General features: G+C 69.3%; 18 protein-coding genes and 1 riboswitch. Of the genes, 10 read left to right on the top strand and 8 right to left on the bottom strand.

What is annotated here, in order from left to right; all coding sequences use genetic code 11:
* The first annotated feature begins 15 nt into the window (after nucleotides 1-15).
* A riboswitch (cobalamin riboswitch) is annotated at nucleotides 16-236 on the top strand.
* 147 nt (nucleotides 237-383) lie between these two features.
* Together metE and idi are read left to right on the top strand one after the other, a co-directional pair.
* On the top strand, nucleotides 384-2,675 hold the full coding sequence (metE, locus tag HNR67_RS34825; protein ID WP_185006870.1) for a 5-methyltetrahydropteroyltriglutamate--homocysteine S-methyltransferase: 2,292 nt from the start codon (nucleotides 384-386) through the stop codon (nucleotides 2,673-2,675).
* A gap of 146 nt (nucleotides 2,676-2,821) precedes the next feature.
* A complete protein-coding gene (idi, locus tag HNR67_RS34820; RefSeq protein ID WP_247763991.1) occupies nucleotides 2,822-3,358 on the top strand; it encodes an isopentenyl-diphosphate Delta-isomerase in 537 nt (178 codons plus the stop codon).
* Nucleotides 3,359-3,582: 224 nt separating this feature from the next.
* On the opposite strand, the gene HNR67_RS34815 is transcribed toward idi, so the two are convergent.
* The 3 genes from HNR67_RS34815 to HNR67_RS34805 are packed head-to-tail and all read right to left on the bottom strand — an operon-like array spanning nucleotide 3,583 to nucleotide 8,437.
* A complete protein-coding gene (locus tag HNR67_RS34815; RefSeq protein WP_312988733.1) occupies nucleotides 3,583-4,761 on the bottom strand; it encodes a glycoside hydrolase family 88/105 protein in 1,179 nt (392 codons plus the stop codon).
* 8 nt (nucleotides 4,762-4,769) lie between these two features.
* A complete protein-coding gene (locus tag HNR67_RS34810; RefSeq protein ID WP_185006867.1) occupies nucleotides 4,770-5,942 on the bottom strand; it encodes a glycoside hydrolase family 88/105 protein in 1,173 nt (390 codons plus the stop codon).
* Nucleotides 5,943-5,956: 14 nt separating this feature from the next.
* A complete protein-coding gene (locus HNR67_RS34805; RefSeq protein WP_185006864.1) occupies nucleotides 5,957-8,437 on the bottom strand; it encodes a glycoside hydrolase family 31 protein in 2,481 nt (826 codons plus the stop codon).
* A 357-nt stretch (nucleotides 8,438-8,794) separates the two neighbouring features.
* Between HNR67_RS34805 and HNR67_RS34800 the strand changes: the two genes are divergently transcribed.
* The 3 genes from HNR67_RS34800 to HNR67_RS34790 all read left to right on the top strand — a co-directional run bounded on the left by HNR67_RS34800 (nucleotide 8,795) and on the right by HNR67_RS34790 (nucleotide 14,092).
* Nucleotides 8,795-10,882 carry a transglycosylase domain-containing protein gene (locus HNR67_RS34800; protein ID WP_185006862.1) on the top strand — a complete coding sequence of 696 codons (2,088 nt, stop codon included), beginning with the start codon at nucleotides 8,795-8,797 and terminating at the stop codon, nucleotides 10,880-10,882.
* A gap of 273 nt (nucleotides 10,883-11,155) precedes the next feature.
* Nucleotides 11,156-13,201 carry a S8 family serine peptidase gene (locus HNR67_RS34795; protein ID WP_221490154.1) on the top strand — a complete coding sequence of 682 codons (2,046 nt, stop codon included), beginning with the start codon at nucleotides 11,156-11,158 and terminating at the stop codon, nucleotides 13,199-13,201.
* 72 nt (nucleotides 13,202-13,273) lie between these two features.
* Complete coding sequence (locus HNR67_RS34790; protein ID WP_185006861.1) at nucleotides 13,274-14,092, top strand: M55 family metallopeptidase; 819 nt, start codon at nucleotides 13,274-13,276, stop codon at nucleotides 14,090-14,092.
* Here the strand turns inward: HNR67_RS34790 and HNR67_RS34785 are convergent.
* On the bottom strand, nucleotides 14,067-14,465 hold the full coding sequence (locus tag HNR67_RS34785) for an MmcQ/YjbR family DNA-binding protein (RefSeq protein WP_185006859.1): 399 nt from the start codon (nucleotides 14,463-14,465) through the stop codon (nucleotides 14,067-14,069). The genes HNR67_RS34790 and HNR67_RS34785 overlap by 26 nt on opposite strands.
* 48 nt (nucleotides 14,466-14,513) lie before the next feature.
* Between HNR67_RS34785 and HNR67_RS34780 the strand changes: the two genes are divergently transcribed.
* Entirely contained in the window at nucleotides 14,514-15,200 is a 687-nt protein-coding gene (locus HNR67_RS34780) for an MBL fold metallo-hydrolase (RefSeq protein ID WP_185006857.1), read from the top strand.
* A gap of 56 nt (nucleotides 15,201-15,256) precedes the next feature.
* Here HNR67_RS34780 and HNR67_RS34775 read toward each other — a convergent pair whose 3' ends face one another.
* The 4 genes from HNR67_RS34775 to HNR67_RS34760 all read right to left on the bottom strand — a co-directional run bounded on the left by HNR67_RS34775 (nucleotide 15,257) and on the right by HNR67_RS34760 (nucleotide 20,566).
* Entirely contained in the window at nucleotides 15,257-16,165 is a 909-nt protein-coding gene (locus tag HNR67_RS34775) for a Gfo/Idh/MocA family protein (protein WP_312988727.1), read from the bottom strand.
* Nucleotides 16,166-16,188: 23 nt separating this feature from the next.
* Nucleotides 16,189-16,503, bottom strand: coding sequence for a hypothetical protein (locus HNR67_RS34770; protein ID WP_185006855.1), 315 nt, complete (start codon nucleotides 16,501-16,503; stop codon nucleotides 16,189-16,191).
* A 1,206-nt stretch (nucleotides 16,504-17,709) separates the two neighbouring features.
* Nucleotides 17,710-18,129, bottom strand: a complete 420-nt coding sequence (locus HNR67_RS34765; protein WP_185006853.1) for an amidase — start codon at nucleotides 18,127-18,129, stop codon at nucleotides 17,710-17,712.
* Between the two features lie 1,126 nt (nucleotides 18,130-19,255).
* Nucleotides 19,256-20,566 carry a 6-phospho-beta-glucosidase gene (locus HNR67_RS34760; RefSeq protein ID WP_185006851.1) on the bottom strand — a complete coding sequence of 437 codons (1,311 nt, stop codon included), beginning with the start codon at nucleotides 20,564-20,566 and terminating at the stop codon, nucleotides 19,256-19,258.
* A gap of 667 nt (nucleotides 20,567-21,233) precedes the next feature.
* Between HNR67_RS34760 and HNR67_RS34755 the strand changes: the two genes are divergently transcribed.
* The 4 genes from HNR67_RS34755 to HNR67_RS34740 are packed head-to-tail and all read left to right on the top strand — an operon-like array spanning nucleotide 21,234 to nucleotide 25,305.
* Complete coding sequence (locus HNR67_RS34755; protein ID WP_185006849.1) at nucleotides 21,234-22,271, top strand: carbohydrate kinase family protein; 1,038 nt, start codon at nucleotides 21,234-21,236, stop codon at nucleotides 22,269-22,271.
* A 22-nt stretch (nucleotides 22,272-22,293) separates the two neighbouring features.
* On the top strand, nucleotides 22,294-23,643 hold the full coding sequence (locus HNR67_RS34750; RefSeq protein WP_185006847.1) for an extracellular solute-binding protein: 1,350 nt from the start codon (nucleotides 22,294-22,296) through the stop codon (nucleotides 23,641-23,643).
* Entirely contained in the window at nucleotides 23,630-24,502 is an 873-nt protein-coding gene (locus HNR67_RS34745; RefSeq protein WP_185006845.1) for a carbohydrate ABC transporter permease, read from the top strand. Before HNR67_RS34750 ends, HNR67_RS34745 begins: the two co-directional genes overlap by 14 nt.
* Nucleotides 24,499-25,305 (top strand): carbohydrate ABC transporter permease, encoded by an 807-nt coding sequence (locus tag HNR67_RS34740; RefSeq protein ID WP_185006843.1) that lies wholly within the window; start codon nucleotides 24,499-24,501, stop codon nucleotides 25,303-25,305. The genes HNR67_RS34745 and HNR67_RS34740 overlap by 4 nt, the downstream gene beginning before the upstream one ends.
* Nucleotides 25,306-25,320: the final 15 nt, after the last annotated feature.

The raw sequence follows: 25,320 nt of genomic DNA, 5'->3' as shown, positions 1-25,320 counted from the left end.
AGAGTTACGGCGGGTAGGGTCGAAAGCGCTGGTGGTTCGCCATGGGTCCCGAGATGGGGTTTGTGGCGTCGCAAGAGGGAACCCGGTGGGAATCCGGGACTGCCCCGCAGCGGTTAGCGGGAACGACCGCCGTCATCGCACTGGACGCACGCCGTGTCTGGGAAGCGACGGCCAGTAGGAGCCTGAGCCCAGGCCTGCCCGCGAGTCCGAAGACCTGCCATCGGCCGCGTCCGCCACCTGGGTGGGCGCGTTCCCGGTTCGGCTACGAGGGATGGCCGTGGGGCGCTTGACCGTCGCGCACGGTCTGGTAGCCGCGCGTGCGTTCTTTCTTCCTCCGCCCCCGGACCGGGGTGTCGTTCTCGAGGGAAGAAGGACGTCTCAACATGACCACTGATCGAGCGACCGTGTCGGCCACCACCCTGGACTACCCGCGGATCGGGCCGAACCGCGAGTTGAAACGGGTCATCGAGGGCTTCTGGGCCGGTCGGGTCAGCGCCACCGACCTGGACGAGACCACCACCAGGCTGCGGCTGGACACGCTCACCGAACTCCATCAGGCCGGGCTGGACGAGGTGCCCACCGGCACCCAGTCGCGCTACGACCACGTGCTGGACACCGCCGTGCTGCTCGGCGCCGTGCCGCCGCGGCACGTGCGGGCAGGCGAGGACCCCCTGGACACCTACTTCGCGATGGCGCGTGGGCGGCCCGAGGCGCCGGCGCTGGAGATGACCAAGTGGTTCGGCACCAACTACCACTACCTGGTGCCCGAGATCGGGCCGGACACGCCCATCGCGCTGCGCGGCGACCAGCCGGTGCGGCAGTACCGGGAGGCCGTGGAACTGGGCATTCCCGGGCGTCCGGTGCTCCTCGGGCCGGTGACCTTCCTGCTGCTGTCGGCCGCGGCGGCGGACGCGCCCGCCGGGTTCGACCCGCTGGACCGCCTCGACGACGTGCTGGCGGCCTACCGCGAGCTGCTCGGACAGCTCAAGGCGGCCGGGGCCGGGACCGTCCAGCTCGACGAGCCCTCGCTGGTCACCGACCTCAGCCAGGCCCAGCTCGACGCGTTCACCAGGGCTTATGCCTACCTGGCCGAGTCGCCCGCGCGGCCTGAGCTGTGGGTGCAGACCTACTACGGCTTCCCCGCGCCCGCCGCGCTGGGCACCCTGGCCGGACTGCCGGTGCACACCGTGGGACTGGACTTCTCCGGCGCGGCCGGCGAGGACCTGCCCGCCGCGGTCGGCGAGGTCGGGCTGCGCGGCAAGCGGCTGGCCGCGGGGCTGGTCGACGGGCGCAACGTGTGGCGCACCGACCTGCGCCGGGCCCTGGCCACCGCGACCGTGCTGGCCGGGATGGCCGCCGAGGTGGTGGTGACCGCGGGCAGCCCGCTGCTGCACGTGCCGGTCGACCTGGCGGTGGAGGACGAACTGCCCGCGGAGCTGGTGCGGCGGCTGGCCTTTGCCAAGCAGAAGGTGGCCGAGGTGGTGGCCATCGCGCGCGGTCTGCGCGAGGGCACCCCGGCGATCGCCGAACAGCTCGCCGCCAGCGACCTGGTGCACCGCACCCCGGTGCGCCAGGACACCGTGCTGCGGGCCAGGATCGCCGGACTGTCCGAACAGGACGAACTGCGGCCCGCGCCCGCTGAGGAGCGGTTCGTGTTGCAGCAGAAGGAACTCGGGCTGCCGCGGTTGCCCACCACCACGATCGGCTCGTTCCCGCAGACCGGTGAACTGCGCAGGGCCCGCGCCGGGCACCGCACGGGCGAGTTGAGCGCGGCCGACTACCACGCGGTGCTGCGCGCCGAGGTGGACAAGGTGGTGGCGCTGCAGGAGGAACTCGATCTGGACGTGCTCGTGCACGGTGAGCCCGAGCGTACCGACATGGTCGAGTACTTCGCCGAGAAGCTGGCCGGGTTCGCCGTCACCAAACTCGGCTGGGTGCAGTCCTACGGCACCCGCTGCGCCCGCCCGCCGATCGTGCACGGCGACGTCACCCGGCCCGAGCCGATGACGGTGGAGTACTCCGCCTACGCCCAGTCCCGCACCACTCGCCCGGTCAAGGGCATGCTCACCGGCCCGGTCACCCTGCTGCAGTGGGCTTTCGTGCGGATCGACCAGCCGCGCGCGGACACCGCGAACCAGGTCGCACTGGCCCTGCGGGACGAGGTCGCCGACCTGGAGGCGGCCGGCCTGCGGGTGATCCAGGTGGACGAGCCAGGTCTGCTGGAGGGCGTGCCGCTGCGGGCCGAGCACCGCGCCGACTACCTGAAGTGGTCGGTGCGCTCGTTCCGGCTGGCCACCGCGGGTGCGAAGGCGGCGACCCAGGTGCACACGCACGTCTGCTACGCCGAACTGGCCACCGTGGTCGAGGCGGTCCGCGAGCTGGACGTGGACGTGATCAGCATCGAGTCGGCCCGCTCCGGCGGGGCCGCCGAGGCCGTCGGCGCACTCACCAGCGGCGTCGGCCCCGGCGTGTTCGACGTGCACTCGCCGGTGGTCCCCGAGGTCGCCGAACAGGCCGCCCAGCTCCGCCGCGCACTGCGCTGGCTGCCGGCCGAACGGGTCTGGGTGAACCCGGACTGCGGGCTCAAGACCCGCGGCTACGCCGAGGTCGAGCCCGCGCTGCGGGTGATGGTCGAGGCCGCCCGCACGGTCCGGGCGGAGATCGACAACGGCTGAGTCAGTCCGGAGTGGACCCGCACTGGAAGAAGTACCGTGGTGCGGTGTGGGTCCACTCTGCCGGTGCATGGACCCCGGCGGGCTTGCCTCATTACGGTGGCTCCCGACCAGGCCACACGGGATACAAAGGGGTCAGGATGGCTGTCGTGCGCAGGATCGTCGAACTCGTCGATCCGGACGGGAACACGATCGGGGAGACCTCGGTCGAAGAGGCGCACACGCCGCCCGGCCGGTTGCACCGCGCGTTCTCGGTGATGCTTTTCGATGAGGACGACCGGGTGCTGCTGCAGCAGCGGGCGAAGGTCAAGAACCGGTTCCCGGAGCTGTGGGCCAACACCTGCTGCTCGCACCCGCTGGCCGGTGAGGACATCGCGCTCTCGGCGATCAAGCGGGTCGACGAGGAACTGCACCTCAAGATCGAGGAGCTGCGCGAGGTCGGCGCCTTCACCTACCAGGCGCTGGACGGGCACGGGGCGGCCGAGCACGAGTTCGACCACGTGCTGATCGGCAAGATCGGCGCGGACGCCCACCTCACGGCCAAGCCGGAGCCGGGCGAGATCGAGCAGCTCAAGTGGGTCCAGTACAGCGAGCTGGTGGCCGACCACGCCGCCAACCCGCAGAACTACGCGCCGTGGGTCCCCGGCGTGGTCCGCCTGATCGAAGCGGCCCGCGCCACCAGCTGACCCAACACGGCCAACCCGCCGTCCCACAACGGCCAACACACCGTACGAGATCGGCCAACACGCGGTACAAGAACGGCCAACACACCGTACGAGAACGGCCAACACGCCGGGGGAGGGCAACCCCCCGGCGTGTTGGCCGTTATGGACGCTGTGTTGGCCGTTGTGGACGGTGTGTTGGCTGTTTTGGGACGGGGTGTTGGCCGTTTTGGGGTGGGGCGGGGTTGTTAGGGGTGGAGTTGTTCTTGCATGAGGAGGAAGGCGCCTAGGCCGTGTAGGTCGTTGGTGTTGCGTTTGCGGGCGTAGTAGTAGTTGAGGTCGCCGACGTTGGTGCCCTCGGAGATGTCGTAGATGTTGGTCAGGCCGTCGGCGCCGTTGCGCACCTTGGCCAGCACGCCGCGGTACCCGCGATCGGCCACCCGCTGGTAGGACCGCGAGATGTAGCCGCGCTGCACGGCCGCGTCGAGCATCGTGGTGTACATGGACGAGGCCGAGGTCTCGGTCCAGTTGTCCGGGTCGTCACCGCGGTCGACCACCTGGAACCAGCGCCCGGTCTGCCGGTCCTGGTAGCGGGCCAGTCCCTTGGCCAGGTGTTGCACGTAGCCGATGAGCTGCTGCCGCTTCGGGTGGTTCTTGGGCAGCATGTCCAGGATCTCGATGTAGGTGATCGCGGACCAGCCGAAGGCGCGGGCCCAGAAGAAGCTCGTGGTTCCGGTGTCCGACTTGGGTTTGGGGTCCCACGGGGCGTCCCGGTCGCCGTCGTAGGCGTGCCACATCAACCCGTTGTCGGCCTTGAGCCGGTTGAAGTAGGTCTCCAGGTTCCGGAGGACCTCCTCGGTGGCGTACTGCTCGTCGCCGTAGGCCTGGCCGTAGCGCATCAGGAACGGCTGGGCCATGAACACCCCGTCCGCCCACAGCTCGTTGGTCTTGCTGGTGGCGTGCCACATCCCGCCGTCGGGGGTGCGCGGGTAGGTGGTGATCCGGGTACGGATCTGGTCGGCGGCGGCCTTGTACCTGGGGTCGCCGGTCTCCTTGTGCAGGAAGATCAGCACGTTGCCGGGCTGCATCGCGTCCAGGTTGTTGAAGCTGTGGTTGACGTGCCCGTTGGCGTCGACGTGGTAGTCGGCCCACTTCTTGATGTAGGCCAGGTACTTCGGGTCCTTCAACCGCTGGTAGACCTTGTACACGCCGTAGAGGAACAACCCGCGGGTGTAGCCCCAGCCGCCGATGGTCTGCGGATCCGGGTTGCGCGCGATGGTCGAGTCGATCACCGCCTTGGACCAGTCGGTGGCCGGCGGGGCCGCACTGGCCACCGGCGCGGTCAGCGACAGCGCGAGCGCGCCCGCGGTGGCCACGGCGGTGGCCACCCGGAACAAGCGCGAGCGGAGGGTCCTGCCTCTGTTCACCGATCCTCCTACATCCGTTGGGTCAACACTTCGTTCATCACCACGAACGCGGCGAGTCCGTGCAGGTCGTTGGTCATCCGGCGGCGGGACAGGTAGGTCTGGTAGTCGCTGGGGTGGGTGCCCTCGGAGGTGTCGAGCACGTTGGCCAGGCCGTCGGCGCCCTTGACCACCTTGGCCAGCACCCCGCGATGTCCTTTGCGCGCGACGGTGTCGTAGTAGTGCGGCAGCAGGCCGAGCCGGACGGCCTTGCCCAGGGTGTAGGTGTACATGGCCGAACCGGAGGTCTCGGTCCAGTTGTCCGGGTCGTCGCCGCGGTCGACCACCTGGAACCAGCGGCCGGTGCGTGGTTCCTGGAACCGGGCGAAGGCGCGGGCCAGGGTGTGCAGGTTGGCGATCAGCCGCGGCCGGTCAGGATGGTTGCGCGGCAACACTTCCAGCACGTCGACCAGGGCCATCGAGTGCCAGCCGATGGTGCGCACCCAGTGCACCGAGGAGGTGTGCGTGACCGGGTCCGGGCCCCAGCTGGCATCGCCGTTCTCGTCGTAGGCGTGGAAGAGCAATCCGTTGGGCGCCACCAGGTGCTTGAACGTGACCAGGAGGTTGCGGGCGGCTTCGTCGTAGGCGTATTTCCCGTCGCCGTAGGCTTTTCCGTAGCGGGCCAGGAAGGGCTGCGCCATGTAGACGCTGTCCGCCCACAGCTCGCCGGGGGTGAGGCTGGAGTACCACATGCCGCCGTCCGACGTCCTGGGGTACTCGGCGATCCGGGCCCGGATGACCTCGGCTGCCTTGCGGTAGCGGACATCCCCGGTCTCGGCGTGCAGGGCGATCAGCAGGCTGCCCGGCAGCATCGGATTCTGTTGCGTCAGCGAGGTGTTGAGCCTGCCCTCGGCGTCCACGGTCAGGTCGGCCCAGCCGCGAACGTAGTCCAGGTACCGTTTCTCCCCGGTGCGGCGGTACACCTGGTACACGCCGTAGAGGAACAACCCGCGGGTGTGGCTCCACTCCCCGAAGGAGGCGGGCGTGGGGAAGCGGGTCAGGGTGGCGTCCACGACGGCCCGCGACCAGTCCACAGTGGAGGCTGGTGCGGGCGTCGCGGCGCTCACGCCGCCGGCCAGTAGGGCGCCGACGACGGCGAAGGCGGTGACCAGTCGCCTGGCGGCGCGGACTGCTCGGGTGTGCATGGGATGGCCTTTCCTCAGGGCAGGGTCAGCACGACCTGGCTGATCCCGTTGTGCGGGCGGAGTTTCACCACGGTGCCGCCGAACGCGCCGGTGGTCGTGGTCCAGCCACTGGCCCGCCCACGCAGTTCGTCCACAGTGGACTTACCGGCGGGACGGCCGTCGAGGTAGGCGGCACGCAGGCCGCTGACCCCCGGCAGGGTCAACTGGGTCTCGGCCGGCGCGTCGCGCAAGGTGATCACCAGGTGCTTGCCCACCCGGTGACTGGTCAGCTTGCCGCCGTAGGGGTTCTCCGCGCGCGCCCCGCCGTCGGCGGAGACCAGCCAGCCCGCCCGGTCCTTGCGGTCCAGATCGTTGGTGCCCCACGGTTTGGCCCACACCTGCGGCCCGCGCTGGTTGAACCCGATCGCCGCGCCCGCCCGCAGATACAGTGGGAACTCGTCCACAGTGGACTCCCGCGTGATGGTCCGGTCACCGGCGATCGTCTGCCCGCTGTGCAGGTCGATCCAGTCGCCCTTGGGCAGCCACACCCGCACCGGCGTGGACTTCCCGGCCGCCCCGTCGGCCTCGGCGCGGTCCTCGGTCACCGGCGCGGCCAGCAGGTCCGGCCCGACCATGAACTGCTGGTCAGCCGTCCAGGCCGCCTCCTCGCGCGGGTGGTCGAAGGGCATCGGCCGGGTGATCGGCACGCCGGTGGCCGCGGCGAGGCGGGCCTGCTCGAACAGGTAGGGGAACAGCTCGTAGTGCAGCTTCGCCGCGTCCCGGAACCGGCGCAGCGTGTCCGCGTCGTAGACCCACGGGGTGCCGTTGCGGCCCGGCCCGCCGACCTGGAACACCGGCGAGACCGCGGAGAGCTGCGCCCACCGGGTGAACAGGGTCGGCGAGGGCGAGTCGGGCGCGATCCGCCGGTAGCCGCCGGTGTCCGAACCCCACACCGGATGCCCGGTCATGCCGTTGTTCACCCCGCGCCGCAAGGTCAGCCGCAGTCCGTCGAAACTCATGTCCGCATCGGCCATCCAGGCCCCGCGCAGGATGGTCGGCATGCCGTCATAGCCTGCGCGGAACAGCATCGTGTAGTTGTCCCCGTGCGCCTTCCGCAGCGCGCGGGCCACGGATTCGGCGTAGAGCAACGGATACTTGTTGTGCAGCAGCCGACCCGGCCCGCCGGCGAAGGTGGACTCCTCGAAGTTGTGCTCCTCGCCGCGGTCGCCCTTGACCATGTTCACGCCCATCCGGAAGACCTGCTCCAGCTTGGCCTCGTAGTGCGCGCGGGTGGCCGGGTTGGTCAGATCCAGGTCGAGCACGTTGGTGCGATCGGACTGCACGAAGGAGTTCGGCGGGTAGTCGTGCGGGCACGGCTTGCCGTCGGACTGCTTGGCCAGGAACGGGGCCACCCACACACCCAGGTTCACCCCGCGCCGCTTCAGGTCGTCGATCATGCCCTGGGCGTCCGGGAAGACCTGCTTGTCGAAGCTCAGCGCGCCGATGCAGGCATAGGTCGGCCGCGCGCCCTCCGGCCCCTGCTCCCACGGGTTGTCGATCCACACCGTGTCCAGGGGCAGGTCGTGCGCCTGGAACTGGACGGCGTCCTCGATCACCTCGGCCTGGGTGTTGTACTTGTCCCGCCACTTCATCAGCGCGAACTGCCGCGGCGGCGGCAGCGTGGGCAGCCCGACGCGCTGGAAGTAGGAGCGGGTGACCCGCTCGGGCGAGCCGCCGTAGACCTCGTAGGAGAGGTGGTCGTCCTTGAAGCACAACTGGATCCGGTCGTTCTGCCCGTAGGCGACCGGGCAGGGCGCGGGCTTGTCCTCGCAGTGGGTGTCCGCCTGCGCGCCGGGGAAGGCGATCCGGCCTATCGCGGCGGTGTCCGGGTAGACCGCGTAGCCGTGCGAGCTGAGGAAGAACGGGGTCGGCGCGCCGTTCTTGTTGCACTTGCCGAAGTTGCTCGCTCCGACGAAGACCGCCTTGTTCAGCAGCACCTTGCCGCGCAGGTCGGTGAACATGGTGTGCGCGCCACCGCCCAGGAAGTGCTCCTCGGGTGACCCGGTGAGCGTCTCGGACACCCTGGTCACCCCGGTCGCCGGACTGAACGTCCAGTCCACCCGCAGCCCGCGCGGAGTGCGGGTGACCGCCACCGTGGCGGTGCGGCCGGGCTCGGTGGTGGCCACCGCGTAGCTCGTCCCGCCCGGGGTGTCCTGGCGGCCGCGGAGGTCGGTGAGGTGGTGCGTGCTGCCGTCGGCCAGCTGGTAAACCATCCGCGCGGTCGGGTCGGCGAGCTGGGCGGTCAGCGGCCGGTGGCCCTGCCGGAAGCTCAGCCGGAACGGGCTCGGCTCGGCCAGCCAGCTCGGCGGCGCCGCCTCGGCCTCGAGACCGGGGGAGTCGGGGACGGGCAGGCTGGGAGGCGACTCCGCGCCCGCCGCGCCGGTACTGGCCAGCGTGACCGCCAGCGCCGCGCCGAACACGGTCAGTCGTCGGAAACCCCGCCGTCTCGATGCCATCGAAGCTCCTCAACGCACCACACGGTGCACCTCAGTTGGAAAGCGTTTTCCCTCCGAATGGCGGTCCGGGGCGGTGTGGGGGCGGACACACTCTATCCTCCGATGTCTGCCGGTCAAGACGGCCGGAAGTAGGCTCAAGACCATTGATGTGGGCTGTTCGGCGGCCTGTTGACCCGATGTTTTCACATGGCTGAACCTGGGCTGGCCGCTTGTGCCGACAAACTGTCCAAGATCACGGTGAATCGGATGCAACCTCGGTGCGGGTTCATGCGCCCTTACGGGTAGACAGTGCACTGAACGGGTGACTGTGGCGTGGAGAGGGGAGTGCGGACCGTGTTGGTCGCACGAGCGACGGGGATGTTGAAACTCATAGGGCTGTGCGTGGTGGCCGGTCTGGTGGTCGCCGCGATCGCCTTCCCCGTCGTAGGCGGGGCGGGGCTGCTGTCGAACCGGGCCAGTGAGACGGTCGACCAGTTCTCCGCCGAACTCGCCCAGGCCGACCCGCCGCTGCTCACCACGATCACCGACAGCAAGGGCAAGCCGATCGCCTACCTCTACGACCAGGACCGGGAACTGGTCGACAGCGCGGGCATCTCGCAGAACATGAAGGCGGCCATGGTCGCCATCGAGGACCACCGCTTCGAGGAACACAACGGAGTGGACTGGAAGGGCACCCTGCGCGCGGTGGTCAAGGGCGTGCTCGGCCAGCGGGTCGAGGGCGGCTCCTCGATCACCCAGCAGTACGTGAAGAACTACCTCGCCTACGTCGTGGCCAAGACCGACGTGGAGCGGGAGAAGGCCAGCGAGGTCACCGCTGCCCGCAAGCTGCGCGAGGTGCGGATCGCGCTGCAGCTGGAGCGCACGCTGAGCAAGGACGAGATCCTCACCCGCTACCTCAACGTGGTGCCCTTCGGCGGCCAGATCTACGGCATCAAGTCCGCCGCCCGGCACTTCTTCGACAAGCTGCCCAAGGACCTCAGCGTCCCGGAGGCCGCCTACCTGGCCGGTCTGGTCAACAAGCCCTCCCGGCTGGGCACGGAGAACCCGGAGGAGGCCAAGAAGCGGCGCGACCACGTGCTCAAGCGGATGGCCGACACCGGCGCGCTGGCCAAGGACGCCGCCCAGGCCCAGCAGCTCTACCGCCAGTTCCAGGAGGAGCCGCTCAACTTCGCCAACGCCAAGCGCCGGCCGAATGACTGCGTGAGCGCGGAGAACGGCCAGACCAACGGCTACTTCTGCGACTACGTGGTGGACTACCTGGCCAAGCTGGGCTTCTCCAAGGACAAGCTCAAGCGCGGCGGCTACACCATCCAGACCACCCTGGACCAGGGCGCCAACGACGCGGTCAAGGCCGCGGCCGAGGGCGAGGTCAGCAAGACCACCGACGGCATCGCCAACGCGATGGCCGTGGTCGAGCCGGGCAAGGACAAGCACCGGGTGCGCGCGCTGGGCGCCAACCGGGACTACGGCAACGACAAGGGCAAGAACCAGACCTCGTTCAACCTGCCGGCCGACGTCAGCCGCTTCGGCGCCGGGTCGATCTTCAAGATCTTCACCGCGGCCGCGGCCATGGAGGAGGGCAAGACCGGCGTCAACCGCACGGTCAACGTACCCAACACCTACACCTCCTCGATCTACAAGAACGGCGGCAAGGCCTACACGGTGAAGAACGCCAGCGATGGCGCCGACAGCACGATGACCCTGCAGAGCGCGCTGGCGCACTCGCCCAACACCGGGTTCGTCATCCTGGAGGAGCAGGCCGGGCTGAACAACGTGGTCGACATGTCGGTGCGGATGGGGCTGCGGGACAGCATGCAGTCGGTCAACCGCGGCGGCTCCAAGATCAACCCGGAGGCCAAGGACACCTCCCTGCGGGTCGCGCAGGACAAGTGGGTCAAGGACAACAAGGTCGGCTCGTTCACCCTGGGCGTGACCGTGGTCAGCGTGCTCGAACTGGCCAACGTCGGGGCCACCATCACCAGCGGCGGCACCTGGTGCCCGCCGACCCCGATCGAGAAGATGACCGACCGCAACGGCAAGCCGGTCGAACTCAAGGAAGCCGCCTGCGAGCAGGCCATCGACGCCGGCCTGGCCGGCGCGCTGGCCCAGGGGCTGAGCAAGGACGTCACCGAGGGCACCGCGGTCAACGCCGCCCGTCAGGCGGGCTGGACCCGGCCGATGATCGGCAAGACCGGCACCACCCAGAACCACCAGTCCGCCGGGTTCCTCGGTGCCACCCCGAACTTCTCCGGCGCGGTGCTGACCTTCTCCGACAGCCCGACCCCGCGCACCATCTGCGACGGCAACCGGCCCTACCTGTGCTCCTCCGGCAGCTTCATCTACGGCGGCAAGGTCCCCGCGCGGACCTGGTTCGAGGCGATGAAGCCCATTCATCAGGGCTCGGAAACCAAGTCACTACCAGCGGCCGGATCGCAGTACCAGTGACCAAACGGCCGCACTTCTCGCCGTATTAGGTCAAACAGGTAAATTATCCAAATAAGTCGTCGCGGCCCGTATTCACTGGAGTACGCTGGGTCGCGGCGACTTTCCCTGTCTGCGCTTTCGCGCCATCCTCGCTGATCAGACCGGCCTACGACGAAGGTATGGACGTAAACCAACTTCTGTCGGGTGATGGGTTGGTAAACCGTCGTTACTGTCCGGATTACGGCCGGATCACGCCTGTCCGGGCCACCCCTGTAATTGCGCTGGAGGTAGTCGATGCGGCGAAGGAGTCGCGTTTTCCTGGTGGCCATCACCGCCAGTTCGCTCGTGTTCAGCGCCGGCGCGACAAGCGCCAGCGGCGCCGGCACGGGCGCGGACGCCGAACAGATCCGCCTGGTCGGCGCGGACAAGTTCACCATCAGCCTCGACGGCGGCAGCACCTGGAGCCGGGAGCTGCCCCAGGCCAGCCAGATCCGGCTGGCCAACCGCAGCTTCGACCCCACCTCCGCACAGGCCGAGGGCGCCACCCCCGAGGAACTGCGGGTCCGCGAGGGCGGGGCCTACCTGGTGCAGTTCAAGGCCGCGCCGCTGGACGCCCAGCGCCGTGAGCTGGCCCGGCTCGGCGCCCGCCTTGGCGCCTTCATCCCCGACTACGCCTACGTGGTGCGGATGAGCCCGGCCACCAAGGAACGCGTCGCCAAGCTCGGCTTCGTCCGCTGGGTCGGCGCCTACCAGCCCGGCGACAAGCTGGCCCCGGCCGCGCTCAAGGAGACCAAGACCGCCCGCTACGTGGTGACCCTGGTCGAGTCGAACGCCGCCGAGCAGAAGGCGGCGGCCGAGGCGATCACCAGGGCCGGTGGCCAGGTGCACGTGGCCTCGGCCAGCACCCAGCACCTGGAGGTCACCCTCAGCCCGGCCCAGCTGCGCGCCACCGCGCACCTGGACCAGGTCCTGGCGGTGGACGCGGCCTCCGGGCCGGAGACCGACATGGACAACGCGCGCATCGACGGCGGCGCGAACGTCATCGAGTCCGCCGGCGGCTACAAGGGCCAGGGCGTGGTCGGCGAGGTCATGGACTCCGGCCTGCGCACCACCCACCAGGAGTTCCGGGCCAGGCCGCCGATCCAGCACGGCGCCGCCGGCACCAGCCCCAGCCACGGCACCTCCACCTACGGCCAGATCTTCGCCACCGGCGTCAGCCCCAAGCACCGCGGGCTGCTGCCCGAGGGCCAGGGCATCCACTCCGGCTACAACGTGCCCGACCGGTACGCCCACTCCAAGGAGCTGGTCGACCCCAACGGCAAGTACAAGGCGGTGTTCCAGACCAACAGCTGGGGCAACGCGCTGACCACGTCCTACACCACGATCTCCGCGGCCATGGACAAGATCGTCTTCGATCTGGACCTGTTCATCTGCCAGTCCCAGAGCAACGCCGGTTCGCAGCAGTCGCGGCCGGAGGCGTGGGCGAAGAACGTGCTCTCGGTGGGCGCGCAGTACCACAAGAACACGCTGAGCCGCACCGATGACCAGTGGAACCGCGGCGCGAGCATCGGCCCGGCGGCCGACGGCCGGATCAAGCCGGAGATCTCCAACTACTACGACGGCATCGACACCACGACCTCGACCAACGACACCGCGTACACGCCGAGCTTCGGCGGCACCAGCGGCGCCACCCCGATCACCTGCGGCAACGCCGGCCTGGTGTTCCAGATGTGGGCGGACGGGGTCTTCGACGGGGCGCCCGGCAAGAAGCGGGACGTCTTCGCCTCCCGGCCGCACGCGGCCACGGTCAAGGCGCTGCTGGTCAACACCGCGAACCAGTACACCTTCTCCGGCGCCACCCACGACCTGACCCGGACCCACCAGGGCTGGGGCACCGCGAGCGTGGGCAACCTGTACAACCAGGCCAAGGGCAACGCCTGGAAGCTGCCGGTGCTGGTGAACGAGACCGACCTGCTCAAGGCCGGTCAGTCCAAGTCCTACACGGTCGAGGCGGACGGCACCAAGCCGTTCAAGGCGACCCTGGCCTACACCGACCCGGCCGGTTCGCCGACCGCGGCGCTGTCGCGGGTCAACGACCTGACGCTGAAGGTCACCGCGCCCGACGGCACCGTGTACTGGGGCAACAACGGCCTCAACGTCGGCAACTTCTCCACCCCCGGTGGCGCTGCGAACAGCATCGACACCGTGGAGAACGTGATCTTGGAGAAGGCGGCCAAGGGCACCTGGAAGGTGGAGGTCCAGGCGGACCAGGTCAACGCGGACGGTCACCCGGAAACCCCGGAGACCGATGCTGACTACGCCCTGGTTGTGACGAAGTAACCCGGATGGGGAAAGCTGGCGGTGACCCTGCGGGGTCGCCGCCAGCTTGCTTTGTGGGTTAAGGGGCGTGGTATGCGGGTGCTCGTGTCGGTGGACATGGAGGGGATCGCCGGGATCGTCGACGGCGAGGACGTCCGGCCAGGTGAACGGGAGTACGAGCGCAACCGGGCGCTGATGACCGCCGAGGCCAACGCCGCGGTGCGCGGGGTCTACGACGCCGAACCGGACGCGGAGGTGCTGGTCTCCGACGCGCACGCCCAGTTCCGCAACCTGTTGCCCGAGCAGCTGGACCGCCGGGCCACGCTGTTGCGCGGCAAACCCAAGCCCTTCGGCATGATGGCCGGCATCGCCGAGGACGTGGACGCGGTGATCTTCGTCGGCTACCACGGCCGGGCCGGCCTTGCCCATTCGGTGCTCTCGCACACCATCAGCGGCGCGGTGATCGCCGACGTCCGCTGCAACGACCGCAGCCTGGGCGAACTCGGCCTCAACGCCGCGCTGGCGGCAGCGCACGGCGCGGTGCCGATCCTGGTCGCCGGGGACGAGACGGTGGCCACCGAGGCGAGCGGGGTGGCCCGCGGCATCTGGTCGGTGGTGGTCAAACGGGCCCTGGGCATGCGCGCGGCGGAGAACCTGCACCCGGAGGAGGCATGTGCCCGGATCCGGGCCGCGGTGCCCCAGGCGTTGCGCCGCAGCGGCCGGGTCCGCCCGCTGCGGTTCGCCGGCGAGGTCGACGTCGAGGTGGACGTGCTGAGCCCCGCGATGGCCGAGAACGCCCTGCTGGTCCCCGGCATGGAGTTGATCGGCGAACGCACCCTGTCCTATGAGGCCGAGGACTTCCCGACCGCCTACCGCGTCATCCAGCTCATCGCCCTGCTGGGCCGCCAGTGACCCTGGCCGCGAGGGTCTTGGGCGCGACCAGGCGATAGCTGTCCAGCAACAGTTCCTCGACCTCGGCCCAGTCCGGCGCACCCAGGTCCAGCCGCAACGACACCCAGCCCTTGGCCCCGAGGTAGGCGGGCACCAGATACCGCTCCGGCCGCGCCCCGACCAGGGCCTGCTGCTGTCCCGGCGCGGCCTTGACGCACAGCGCGACGATCCCGTCCCCGTGGTGATCGTCCAGGTAGTATCCGAACGTCTTCTTCCGCACCCGGAACGCACTGTGCTGCTCAGCCTCGACCACCGCCTCCGGCAGCCCACCCGCGAGCCGTTCCAGTCGCGCCCGCAGCTCCTCGTTCGCCCTGGGAGAACCATCCTCGGCCATGGGCGAACACGGTATCCGGGCTCCGCGGTCGCTGCCAGGCTCGCGGTCATGGACACCACACCCCTGCTACCGAACCTGACCCAGCTCACCTTCCCGGTGGGCCAGGCGTACCTGTGGCACGACGCCACCGAGGCAACCCTGATCGACACCGGCCTGCCCGGCTACGGCGACCAGGTATGCGAGGCGGTGACGGGTCTCGGTGTCCCCCTGCGCCGGATCGTGCTGACCCATTGGCACGCCGACCACACCGGCGCCGCAGCGGAAATCGTGTCCTGGAGCAACGCCGAGGTGATCGCCCACCACGCGGACGCCCCCATGATCCGCGGCGAGGCGGTGGGCCAGCCCCCGGTGTTCGAGGCGGACTGGGAACGCGAGCTGCATGGCCAGATCTCGCCCGGGGTGCCCGCGCACCCGCCATGCCGGGTGGACCGGGAGGTCGAGGACGGCGAGGTGCTCGCCTTCGGCGGCGGGGCGCGGGTGATCGGGGCGCCGGGTCACACCCCCGGGAGCATCGCGGTGTGGCTGCCGTCCGGGGTGCTGTTCCTGGGCGACGCGGTGGTCAACGTGACGGAGTTGAGCGTGGGAGTGTTCAATGTGGACAGTGAGCTGGCGCGGAAGTCGTTCGCCCGGCTGAGCGAACTCGACTTCGAGATCGCCTGCTTCGGCCACGGCCCGGCCCTGCTGACGAACGCCGGCACCCGCTTCCGCGAACTGGCGGCCACCCTGCCCACCTGACCCCGGACCCGCCTCCGCCGCGCCCGATCGCCCCGAGGCCAACCCCCCGGCCCTCCCTAGCCCGCCAGTTCCACGACCACCTGTTCGCACAACTCATGCGTCCGCAACGCGTCCCGAAGATCCGGCAGCCCACCGTCGCCCCGAATCCCAGCCAGGAACGCGTCGCACACCTGCTCGATCCCCCGCCGCCAGGCCACCGGCGCCCACCCGTCTTCCAACGACCGCGTAACCCGGCCACCCGCGAACCGTGTGACCCGCCCAAGATCCTCCACCTCGACCTTCACCCCACCCCCGGAAACCTCCAGCCGTTCCTGCTTCGCCCCGGCCCGCCGATGCATCAACCCGATCGCGCTGAACCCCTTGCCCACCAACGTCAACCCCACCTGCTCCAGTACCCCGCCGGTCACCACCCCCGACACCAGCACCCGCTCCACCGGCCCAGGAGCCAGGAACCGCAGCGTGTCCACGACATGGATGAAGTCGTCGAACACCACCTCCCGCACCCCGCCGCCCCCACCGTCCTGGTTCTTCTGCAACACCACCAGATCCCGCACACCCCGCGCCGCCTCGGCGTAGGCGGGCACGTACCGGCGATTGAACCCCACCATCAACGGCACCCCGAGCCGCTCGGCCCGCTCCACCAGTTCCCGTGCTCCCGCAAGGCTGTCATCGAGCGGTTTGTCCACATAGGTCGGTACCCCGGCATCCAGCAACCGCCCGACGGTCACCGCGTGCGCACTGGTCGGCACATGCACGAAAGCGGCATCAATCCCATGCGCCAACAACGCGTCCAGCTCGGTGAACCGCCGCTGCTCCGGAACCCGGTACCGATCCGCGATCTCCGCCAACCGCCCCGAGTTCCGCGTCAACAAATGCAGATCCAGCCCCACCCGAGCCGTGATCGTCGGCAGATACGCCTTCCGCGCGATATCCCCCAACCCGATCACCGCAACCCGTACCGCCACCCCGACCTCCAGTCGTTCGCCACCTAACGACCACCGCCCACCACCGGACGCCGCTCCAGGGTGACCGGAATGCTGCGCAGCTCCCGAATCCCCAACCGGGCCCGCCACCGCAGTTCCTCCTCATCCCCGGCCAACAGCACATCACACCCCAGCACCGCCCGAACCGCCGCCTCCGCGACCACCCCCGCAAGCCCCAGATCCCCGGCATCAGCATCCCCCCGCACCACCTCCCGGATCACCGCGGCCAGCACCAGGGGGTCCCGCCGCAACACGGCCAACTGCTCCGGACAACCCAACAGGGTCAGCAACGCGTCGGAGATGAGATCGACAATCCGCACATACCCCGCCACCACCTCCACAGCCGACACTCGACTGCCCCCACGCCCAGCCACCCCACCCCGGTACACCCGCCCATCGCCCGACTGCCCGGCCACCGCACCCCCACCCACCGGCGACTCGTCCCAGGGCCCCGCCGCAGCATCTCGACGTGGTTCCAACTCATCTCGCTGCCCCGCCGCGTCGTCCCAACACACCCGAGACCCACCCCGGTCCGCCGCGGTCCCACCCTGCCGTCGAGCCGTCTCGTCCTGGCGAGAATCCGACTCGTCCCAGCAGTCGCCCAAGCCCTCCCGTCCAGTGGACACCGCGTCCCGATCCGCGGACGGCTCGTGATGTGCGGACAACTCAGCCAAGTACCCCTCCAGCTCCGCCCAAACCCGCGGAGTCACCGCCCCCTCGATCCCACTGGCCTCCCGCACCCACCGCTGGAAGTCCGCCCGATCCAGCCCCGGCACCCGCGCCAGCTCCATGACCACGGCCGCAGCCACCGGCTCCGCGAAGTCCCGGACCAGCTCAGCCGCCCCCCGTGCCAACAACCCCCCAAGCAACTGCCCCACCTGCAGCCCCACCCGAGCCCGCAACCCACCCGGCCGACCACTCACCGCGAACAAAGACATGCCCTCACGACGATGACCAACCCTGACTGGTTCATCAGTCACACCCGATCACCCAAAAGACCACAGCCAGAAGACGCACCCCGCCCCACTCACGAGACTCTCAACCCAACCCCACCGTGAACCCCGCAGGCACGACGTCCCCTCAACCCGGCAGCCGTCGCGTCCCCTCAACCCGGCGTGCATCGCGTCCCCGCAACTCAGCAGAGTTGGCCTCGCCGAACCCCTGCAGGCGTGGCCTCGCCGAATCCCCGGGAGTGCCGTCATCGCAGCAGAACCCACGAGCACCGCCATCGTCGCAACTAACGCGAATACCCGCCCGGCCGTAGTACCCACGAGCGCCGCCGCCCCCGCCATCCCCGCAAGCGCCAAAGTTCCACGGAACCCGCGATCACCGACACCACCCCGACTACCACGATCGCCAGTACCACCAGATCCACCGCGATCATCAAACCCCCGCTCAACCGGGACCACCGATCCCCTTGATCGCCCCCGCGCCGCCCCGCCCCTGCCCTCCGCCCCCCGATTCCGTCCCGTCCCGTCCCGTCCCGTCCCGACAGGCTCACCGCTCCCGCAACCCCGACCGCTCACCTAACCGGAACGCGTCAACCCCACCGCACTGACAAACCGAACAAGGTCATCAGTGGAATAACCAAGCAGCTCAGCCCGGTGAACCGCCATGAGCAACAACTGCCCCGCAATCATCGCCCCATACCCATCAGTCCCATCCCCCATGAACTCCCACAACTTCTCCACACCCAGATCCGTAAGCAAAAACCCATGCTCACTCCGAACCTCGGCACAAACCCCCGCAACCGCATCCAACAAAGTCGGCCCAACCCGCCGACAACGCAACCCAAACAACCCAGCAAAACTCTCCACCACACACCCAGCAGGCGGCGCGCCCTTGATCGCGTCATACCTAGAATCCTCAAACCGCGGCCCCGGATATTCGCAGGGATAATGCAACAAATCAAACTCATGAACCGCGATAGCCCCAGTCTCAGCCACGGCGCCCCTCCCCTCCCGCGCTGACCCACCCAACCTGCCCGCCGAATCACGGCAAACGCCTGGTCAGCACCGCTGTCAATTGGATTCCCGCAGCCTAATCCCCATCAACCCAGCCCGCCCGTTGCCGCATCGTGGTCGCCACGCTGTGCCCCGCCTGCGTCGACCTGGCGGGCTCGCCTGGCCGGGCCATTCGCCCAATCGAGCCGTAGCTCGTCGTATCGCGCCGCCGAGCCAGCCCCGTCCCGTGCCGCCACGCCACGCCAGGACGCGGCGATCCGGCCGATCCGTGACGCGACGATCCGCGGGCGGGCTCCGCGCCCATTTGATCCCCGCCGAGCAGAGGCCGAGCAGAGGCCGAGCAGAGGCCGGGCGGCGGCTGGGCTGGGGCCGGGGCGGACTGAGGCGAGGCGAGGCGGGGCCAGGCAGGACAGAGCTGGCCGATCTGGTCGTGCCCGGGACGGACGCTCCGCGTGCGAGCCCAGCGGTGCAACGAGCCGGTGCTGTCTCGCCGCTTGCTGGCCGCATCCAGGGCCATTGTGCTGGCCGGGAGAGCACGGCGGTCGAGCCTCACGCACTGGCCGGGGCTTGCGCGGCGCACGAGCCGAGCGTTGCGCGGGCGGCAGGCTGGCCGGGCCCCGCGCACCGGCCGGGCCCCGCGTTGAGTCCGGGGCTCGCCGTGGCTGGCCGTGGCCTCGGGTTGTGCGCGCTCGGAGCCGCGCGCGCCTGCGTCGGGTTGTGCGTGCCCGGGGCCGTGAGTGGCTGCGTCGCGCTGGTAGAGGCGCTGCTGGGGCCGGGCCTGGGTGCTGCTCCTCGCCGGTCCTTGGGGCCGGTGGTGAGGCCGCCGTGTCAACGCCCCGCCCGCGCCGCCGCCTTCCTCTGCGGAACGCAAAAACCTCGATTTAGGTTGCCATGCTGTTTTGGTTGGTTTCGCCCGTCACTCGTCTGGACATCACCCGTTCGCGAGCTTTGTCAAGATCGCTCAATCCTGGCGAGCAGGGCCCTCTTGTCCAAGTCTCCACTCAACTTCGGCAACCCGACCCCGGCCGCCTGGCTCCGGCGGCCCTCCGTTGTGGCTCAATTCTACCGCCCGAGAACCGTCACCCCGGGTAACTTTCGCCTGCGCTTTTCACCACTCCGTGACCTCCAAAACAGCGCGCGCAGCCCGAACCGAGTCCACCAACGGATGCCCGGCCAGCGCTCGCAACGCCTTCTCGCGGCTCCCCGTCCGGGCGGCCGCGATCGTTTCCCGCTCCACCGCCTTCACTTGCTGCACCAAGCTCAACGCCGGTCCGTCCAACGGATCCACCGCGATCGGCCGCGCTCCATTCGCGTCAACCAAACATGGCAGCTCCACCACCGCGTCCGGGTCCAATCCGGGCAACGCGCCCCGGTTTCTGACGTTCAGGATCATTGTCGCCGCGCGGTTGGCCGTGATCGCCGCCATCAGGTCCAGCGCCACCTGCTCGTATCCGCCGCCGTCTGTGTCGCAGGTCGTGCGTTCGCCGGCGTCCGCGATCTGGCGGGCTTCTGCCAGGTAGGTGCGTTCGCGTTCGGATCGGGTTTCTTGCCAGAGGGGTAGGGCTTTTTCGGGGTTGGTTAGGGCTTGTTGGTAGAAGGTGGATTGTTGGGTTTGGAGGAATTGGCCTCGAGGGGTGGGGTTGGCGGCTATTTCCTGGGTGGTTTCTCGGGTGTAATAGTAGTAGTGGAGGTATTCGTTGGGGATGGCGCCCAGGGCTCGGAGCCAGTCTGGTTCGAAGAGGCGGCCTTCTTCGAAGGATTGGAGTTTTTGTTCGTTTGCGAGGAGTTCGGGGAGGCGGTCTCGGCCGTTGACCAGTACTGCTCGGAGCCAGCCGAGGTGGTTGAGACCCGCGTAGTCGAACCAGGCTGTTTCGACGGGGATGTCCAGGGCCGCGGCCACTCGGCGGCAGAGGCCGATGGGGGAGTCGCAGATGCCGATCACGCGGTCGCCCAGGACGGCGGACATCGCTTCGGTGACGGTGCCCGCCGGGTTGGTGAAGTTGATGGTCCAGGCTTCGGGGGCGTAGCGGGCGATGCGTTCGGCGATGTCGACCGCGACGGGGACCGTACGCAGGGCGTAACTGATGCCGCCGGCACCGACTGTTTCCTGGCCGAGCAGGCCCGCGTTGATGGCGTGGCGCTCGTCGGCGCTCCTGCCGGTGAGACCGCCCACCCGGATGGCGGAGAAGATCACGTCGGCGCCGCGCAGGGCCTCGTCCAGGTTTGACGTGCTGCTCAGCTTGGGGCGCCAGGGGGCGTTGGCGGTCTGGGCGTCCAGGACCGCGGTGACCGCGGTGAGGCGGTCCTGGTCCACGTCGTGCAGGACCAGCTCGTCTACCAATCGGTCGGGGTCGGCCAGCAACCGGCCGTGTACCAGGGGAACGCGGAAACCGCCGCCGCCGAGGATCACCAGTCTCACGCGGACCGACTCTAGGCCGTGGGGGGTGGATCTGGCACGGGCTCGCCGGGGCAGGGCGGACGGATCGCGGCGGGGGTGAGGTGGGCGGTAAGGGGACGGGGTGGGGAGTGGGGAGGGTGGATGAGATGGGGCGGTGGGTTCCCGACCGGGTGGTTGACGGAGGCGCGGCTGCCGACTGTGCGGTTGGTGGGGGCGCGGCTCCCGACCGAGCGGTTGGTGGAGGTGGGAGGGGTGGAGGCGGGGCACGTTTCCTGACCGGGTGGTTGGCGGGGGCGCGGTTCTTGACCGGGTGGTTGGCGGGCGTGTTGGTCTCGGCTGGGGGAGGGGAGCCGACCAGGCGGTTGGTTGAGGTGCGGGTCCTGACCGGGTGGTTGGGAGGTGGGTTGTTCTCGGCTGGGTGGTTGGTGAGGTGTTGGTCTCGACCGGGCGGTTGGTGGGGTGTTGTTGGTGACCCAGGGGGTGGTGGGGGCAGGGATATCGACAGTCTGGAACACGCTGGGGTCGGGAGTGGTTGTCACTGTCGGCTGGGAGAGGGAGACTCTGCGCCTGGCCGGAACTGGTCAGCGCGAAACAGGAGTCAGCGGGTACGCAAGCAAGCGCGCGCACAAGTCAGCGCGGGCAACAAGTCGGTCGCACCACGGCCGGCGCGCAGTGGGAAGGAAACACGGTGTCGAGCCAGCCGCCTACCGAGTTCGACGTCCTCTTGTCCGGTCCGGTGTTCCTCGACCTGATCTTCACCGGACTGCCGCAGCTGCCGGAGAACGGCACCGAGGTGTGGGCCACCGGCCTGGGGTCCAGTCCCGGCGGTATCGCCAACCTCGCGGTCGCGTTGGCTCGCCTGCAACTGCGCACCACCCTGGCCTCGGCCTTCGGGGAGGACATGTACGGCGACTTCTGCTGGGACACCCTGGCCAACCAGGAGCAGGTCGATCTCAGTCACTCTCGGCGGTTCTACGGCTGGCATTCGCCGGTCACCGTCTCACTCGCCATCAACCGGGACCGGAGCATGGTCACCCACGGTCACCCCTCGCCGGTGACCGCGGACGAACTGCTCACCGACCCACCTCGGGTGCGGGCCTGTTTCGTGCACGTCGACCACGAGAGCGACAAGTGGGTGCGCACCGCCAAGGACAACGGCGCGTTGCTGTTCGCCGACGTCGGCTGGGATCCCACCGACCAGTGGCGGCCCGAACTGATCCAGCAGCTCGAGGGCTACGACGTCTTCCTGCCCAACAGCGTCGAGGCTGTCCGCTACACCCGCAAGGACGACGTGAAGACCGCGGCCAGGGCGTTGGCCGAGGTGGTGCCGACCGTGGTGGTCACCCGGGCGGGGGGTGGCGCCTACGCCATTGACTCGGCCACCGGGGAAGAGGCCGACGTGTGCGGGATCAACGTGGCCGCGATGGATCCCACCGGCGCGGGCGATGTCTTCGGCGCCGGGTTCACCTATGGCACCCTCGCCGGGTGGCCGCTGGTGGATCGGGTGCGGTTCGCCAACCTGTGCGCTGCCTTGTCCGTGCAGCATTTCGGCGGGTCGTTGTCCGCTCCCGGCTGGTGCGATATCGCCGCCTGGTGGCGGCATCTGGGCCGGCGGGAGGACGAGTCACTGCGCGGATACGACTTCTTGGACGATCTGCTTCCCACTCATGGCTGTGCCACGGTGCGGCGGGCAAGTGCCACGATCGGACTGCGAGGCAGGCCCTAGGCGCGACGGAGGGAGGACGAGCATGATTCGTTCCCGATGGCTGGCCGCCGCGCTCACCGCGCTGACGTTGCTGGCCGCGTGCGTGCCCGGCTCCAACCTGCCCGACACCCGGCCCACCGACCGCCAGGCCAAGGACATCAGGACCGATGTCGCCGCCATGGGCGAGGTGACCCTCACCGTCTGGGACCAGGAGGTGCGGGGCGGTCAGGACAAGCAGATCACCGCGCTGAACGCGGAGTTCCAGCGCAGGTATCCGAACATCCGGATCAACCGGGTGCCGCGCTCCTTCGACGACCTGCGCAACACCACCCGGCTCGGCCTGACCAGCGTGCAGGCCCCCGACGTGGTGCAGGTCAACAACGGCAGGCAGGACATGGGCGCCTACGTCAAGGCGGGTCTGCTGCTGCCGATGGACGGCTACGCCGAGGTCTACCGCTGGCACCAGCGCTTCCCCGCCACCGTGCTGCGGCTGGCCCGCTACCCCGCCTCCGGGGAACCGCTGGGCGAGGGCAAGCTGTTCGGGCTGCCGCAGGGCGGGGAGCTGGTCGGCATCTACTTCAACAAGCAGAAGCTGGCCCGCCTGGGCATCGCGCCGCCGCGGACCTGGGCGGAGTTCGACGCCGCGCTGCGCAAGGCCAAGGAGTCCCGCGAGGTGCCGATCCAGTTCGGCAACCTGGAGAAGAGCGCGGGCATCCACCTGTTCGGCTTCGCACTCAACCGGTTCGCGCCCACCGAGGACGTCTACAAGCTGGCCACCGGCAGGCAGGGCGTGTTCTGGGCAGACGACAATCCCAAGGCCGCGGCCGAACTCCTGGTGCGGTGGGCCGAGGATGGCATGCTGACCAACGGGTTCTCCGGGCTCGGCTCGGACGCGGCCTGGCGGGAGTTCGCCCAGGGCAAAGGCGTTTTCCTGGTCAGCGGGACCTGGTTGATGGCCGATCTGGAGGCGGCGATGGGGGACAGGGTGGGCTTCGTACTACCACCGACCGATGACGGCAAGGTCGCGGTGACCGCGGGCACCAGCGTGCCGTTCGCGATCAGCGCGCGCAGCAGGAACCCGGACGCGGCAGCGGCCTACATCGAGTTCCTGACCTCCTCGCGAGGCATGGCCTTGATGGCCGAGCACGCCAACCTGCCGGTGGTGGAGGCCACCAGCCAGCGTCCGCCGACCGCCTTCCGGGCCGAGGTGTTCAACTCCTGGGCGCACGCCTCGGAGACCGGTGGACTGGTGCCCTACCTCGACTACGCCACACCCACCGCCTACGACACCGTGACCAGCGTGATCGAACAGTTGCTGGCCAAGCGGATGAGCCCGCAGCAGGTCCTGGACAAACTCCAGGCCGACGTGGACGCCGCTCGTGGCGGCCGGTGAACCGCGGCGGGTCGGCTACCTCTATGTGTTGCCTGCCCTGGCCGTGTACGTGGCGTTCCTGCTGTTCCCGTTGCTGCACAGCGCGTGGATCTCGCTGTTCGACTGGGATGGTCTGACACTCGGCACCTGGGCCGGGCTGGACAACTACTTCACCCTGTTCGCCGAGGCCGGATTGCGTGCGGCGTTCGGGCACGCGCTGGTGCTGATCGTGTTCTTCTCGATCCTGCCGGTATGCCTGGGTCTGGTGCTGGCCTCGGCCTTGCACCGCAGCCGGGTGCGCGGACTCGGCTTCTTCCGCACCGTGGTGTTCCTGCCGCAGGTGATCGCGATGGTGGTGGTCGCCGTTGCCTGGCAACAGATCCTGGCCCCCGACGGCCCGCTCAACTCGGCGCTGCGCGCGCTCGGCCTGGACGCCTTCGCGTTCAACTGGCTCGGCGAGGAGAGCACCGCGCTGATCGCGGTCGGACTGGTCGGCACCTGGGTGCAGACCGGGCTGACCGTGGTGCTGTTCCTGGCCGGGATCGGCCGGATCTCCGGCGACCTGTACGAGGCGGCCCGGCTGGACGGGGCCGGGGTGCTGCGCGAGTTCCGCTCGGTGACACTGCCCGCGCTGCGCCCGGACATCGCGGTGGCGTTGACACTGACCGTGATCTCCTCGCTGCGCACCTTCGACCTGGTGTACGTGATGACCCCGCTGGGAGGGCCGGGGGAGTCGACCACGGTGCCCGCCTACGAGATCTACCACCGCGCCTTCCAATCGGGGCAGGTGGGTTCGGCGGCGGCGATCGGGATCACCCTGACCGTCCTGGTGTTCGCGCTCAGCGCGGTGGTGCTGCGACTGGCTGGGGGTCGGCGATGACGGTGTCCCGCTGGGAACGCGTTGGCACGTATGTGGTGCTGCTGCTCTTCGCCGGCTACGCGCTCTACCCGGTGCTCTGGATCCTGTTGACCGCCGTACGTTCCGACGTACCCGGGCAGGGCGGCTGGCACCCGGAGAACTTCCTCACCGCCTGGACCCAGGGCAAGTTCGGCAGCTACCTCGGCACCAGCCTGATCGTCGCGGTGGCGGTGGTGGCGCTGTCCGCGCTGCTGTCCGTGCTGGCCGGATATGCCTTCGGCACCATGCGTTTCCGCGGTTCCGGACTGCTGTTCTACCTGCTGCTGCTCGGGGTCACCATCCCCAGTCAGGCCGTGGTGGTGCCGCTGTACTTCGACCTGCGCGACGTCGGCCTGCTCGACACCTACGCGGCGCTGGTGCTGCCACAGGTCGCGCAGTCGGTGGCCTTCGGCGTGTTCTGGATGCGCGCCTACTTCCGCTCCAGCTCCACCAGCGTGGTGGAGGCCGCGCGGCTGGACGGGGCCGGGCACTGGCAGATCCTGTGGCGGGTGCTGCTGCCGATGGGCAGGCCCGCGGTGCTGACCCTGGTCGTGCTGGTGTTCATGTGGACCTGGAACGAGTTCCTGATCGCCCTGGTCATGGTCACCGACGAGGGCCTGCGCACCGCCCCGCTGGGGCTGCGGTTCTTCCAGGGCAGGGCGACCACGAGCGTGCCGCTGCTGGCGGCCGGTTCGGTGCTGGTCGCGCTGCCCGTGGTGGTGCTTTACCTGTTCCTGCAACGACATTTCATCCGCGGCATGCTGGACGGCGCGGTCAAGGGTTGACATGTGAGGAGAACC

Source organism: Crossiella cryophila (assembly GCF_014204915.1).
GTDB classification, from domain to species: domain Bacteria; phylum Actinomycetota; class Actinomycetes; order Mycobacteriales; family Pseudonocardiaceae; genus Crossiella; species Crossiella cryophila.
This window is presented reverse-complemented; position numbering and strand designations above follow the sequence as displayed.

Bases quoted from the DNA above. Each gene is read 5' to 3' on its own strand.
- metE (WP_185006870.1), top strand. From the start codon at position 384: ATGACCACTGATCGAGCGACCGTGTCGGCCACCACCCTGGACTACCCG.
- HNR67_RS34810 (WP_185006867.1), bottom strand. From the start codon at position 5,942: ATGCACACCCGAGCAGTCCGCGCCGCCAGGCGACTGGTCACCGCCTTC.
- HNR67_RS34805 (WP_185006864.1), bottom strand. From the start codon at position 8,437: ATGGCATCGAGACGGCGGGGTTTCCGACGACTGACCGTGTTCGGCGCG.
- HNR67_RS34800 (WP_185006862.1), top strand. From the start codon at position 8,795: ATGTTGAAACTCATAGGGCTGTGCGTGGTGGCCGGTCTGGTGGTCGCC.
- HNR67_RS34795 (WP_221490154.1), top strand. From the start codon at position 11,156: ATGCGGCGAAGGAGTCGCGTTTTCCTGGTGGCCATCACCGCCAGTTCG.
- HNR67_RS34790 (WP_185006861.1), top strand. From the start codon at position 13,274: ATGCGGGTGCTCGTGTCGGTGGACATGGAGGGGATCGCCGGGATCGTC.
- HNR67_RS34785 (WP_185006859.1), bottom strand. From the start codon at position 14,465: ATGGCCGAGGATGGTTCTCCCAGGGCGAACGAGGAGCTGCGGGCGCGA.
- HNR67_RS34780 (WP_185006857.1), top strand. From the start codon at position 14,514: ATGGACACCACACCCCTGCTACCGAACCTGACCCAGCTCACCTTCCCG.
- HNR67_RS34750 (WP_185006847.1), top strand. From the start codon at position 22,294: ATGATTCGTTCCCGATGGCTGGCCGCCGCGCTCACCGCGCTGACGTTG.
- HNR67_RS34740 (WP_185006843.1), top strand. From the start codon at position 24,499: ATGACGGTGTCCCGCTGGGAACGCGTTGGCACGTATGTGGTGCTGCTG.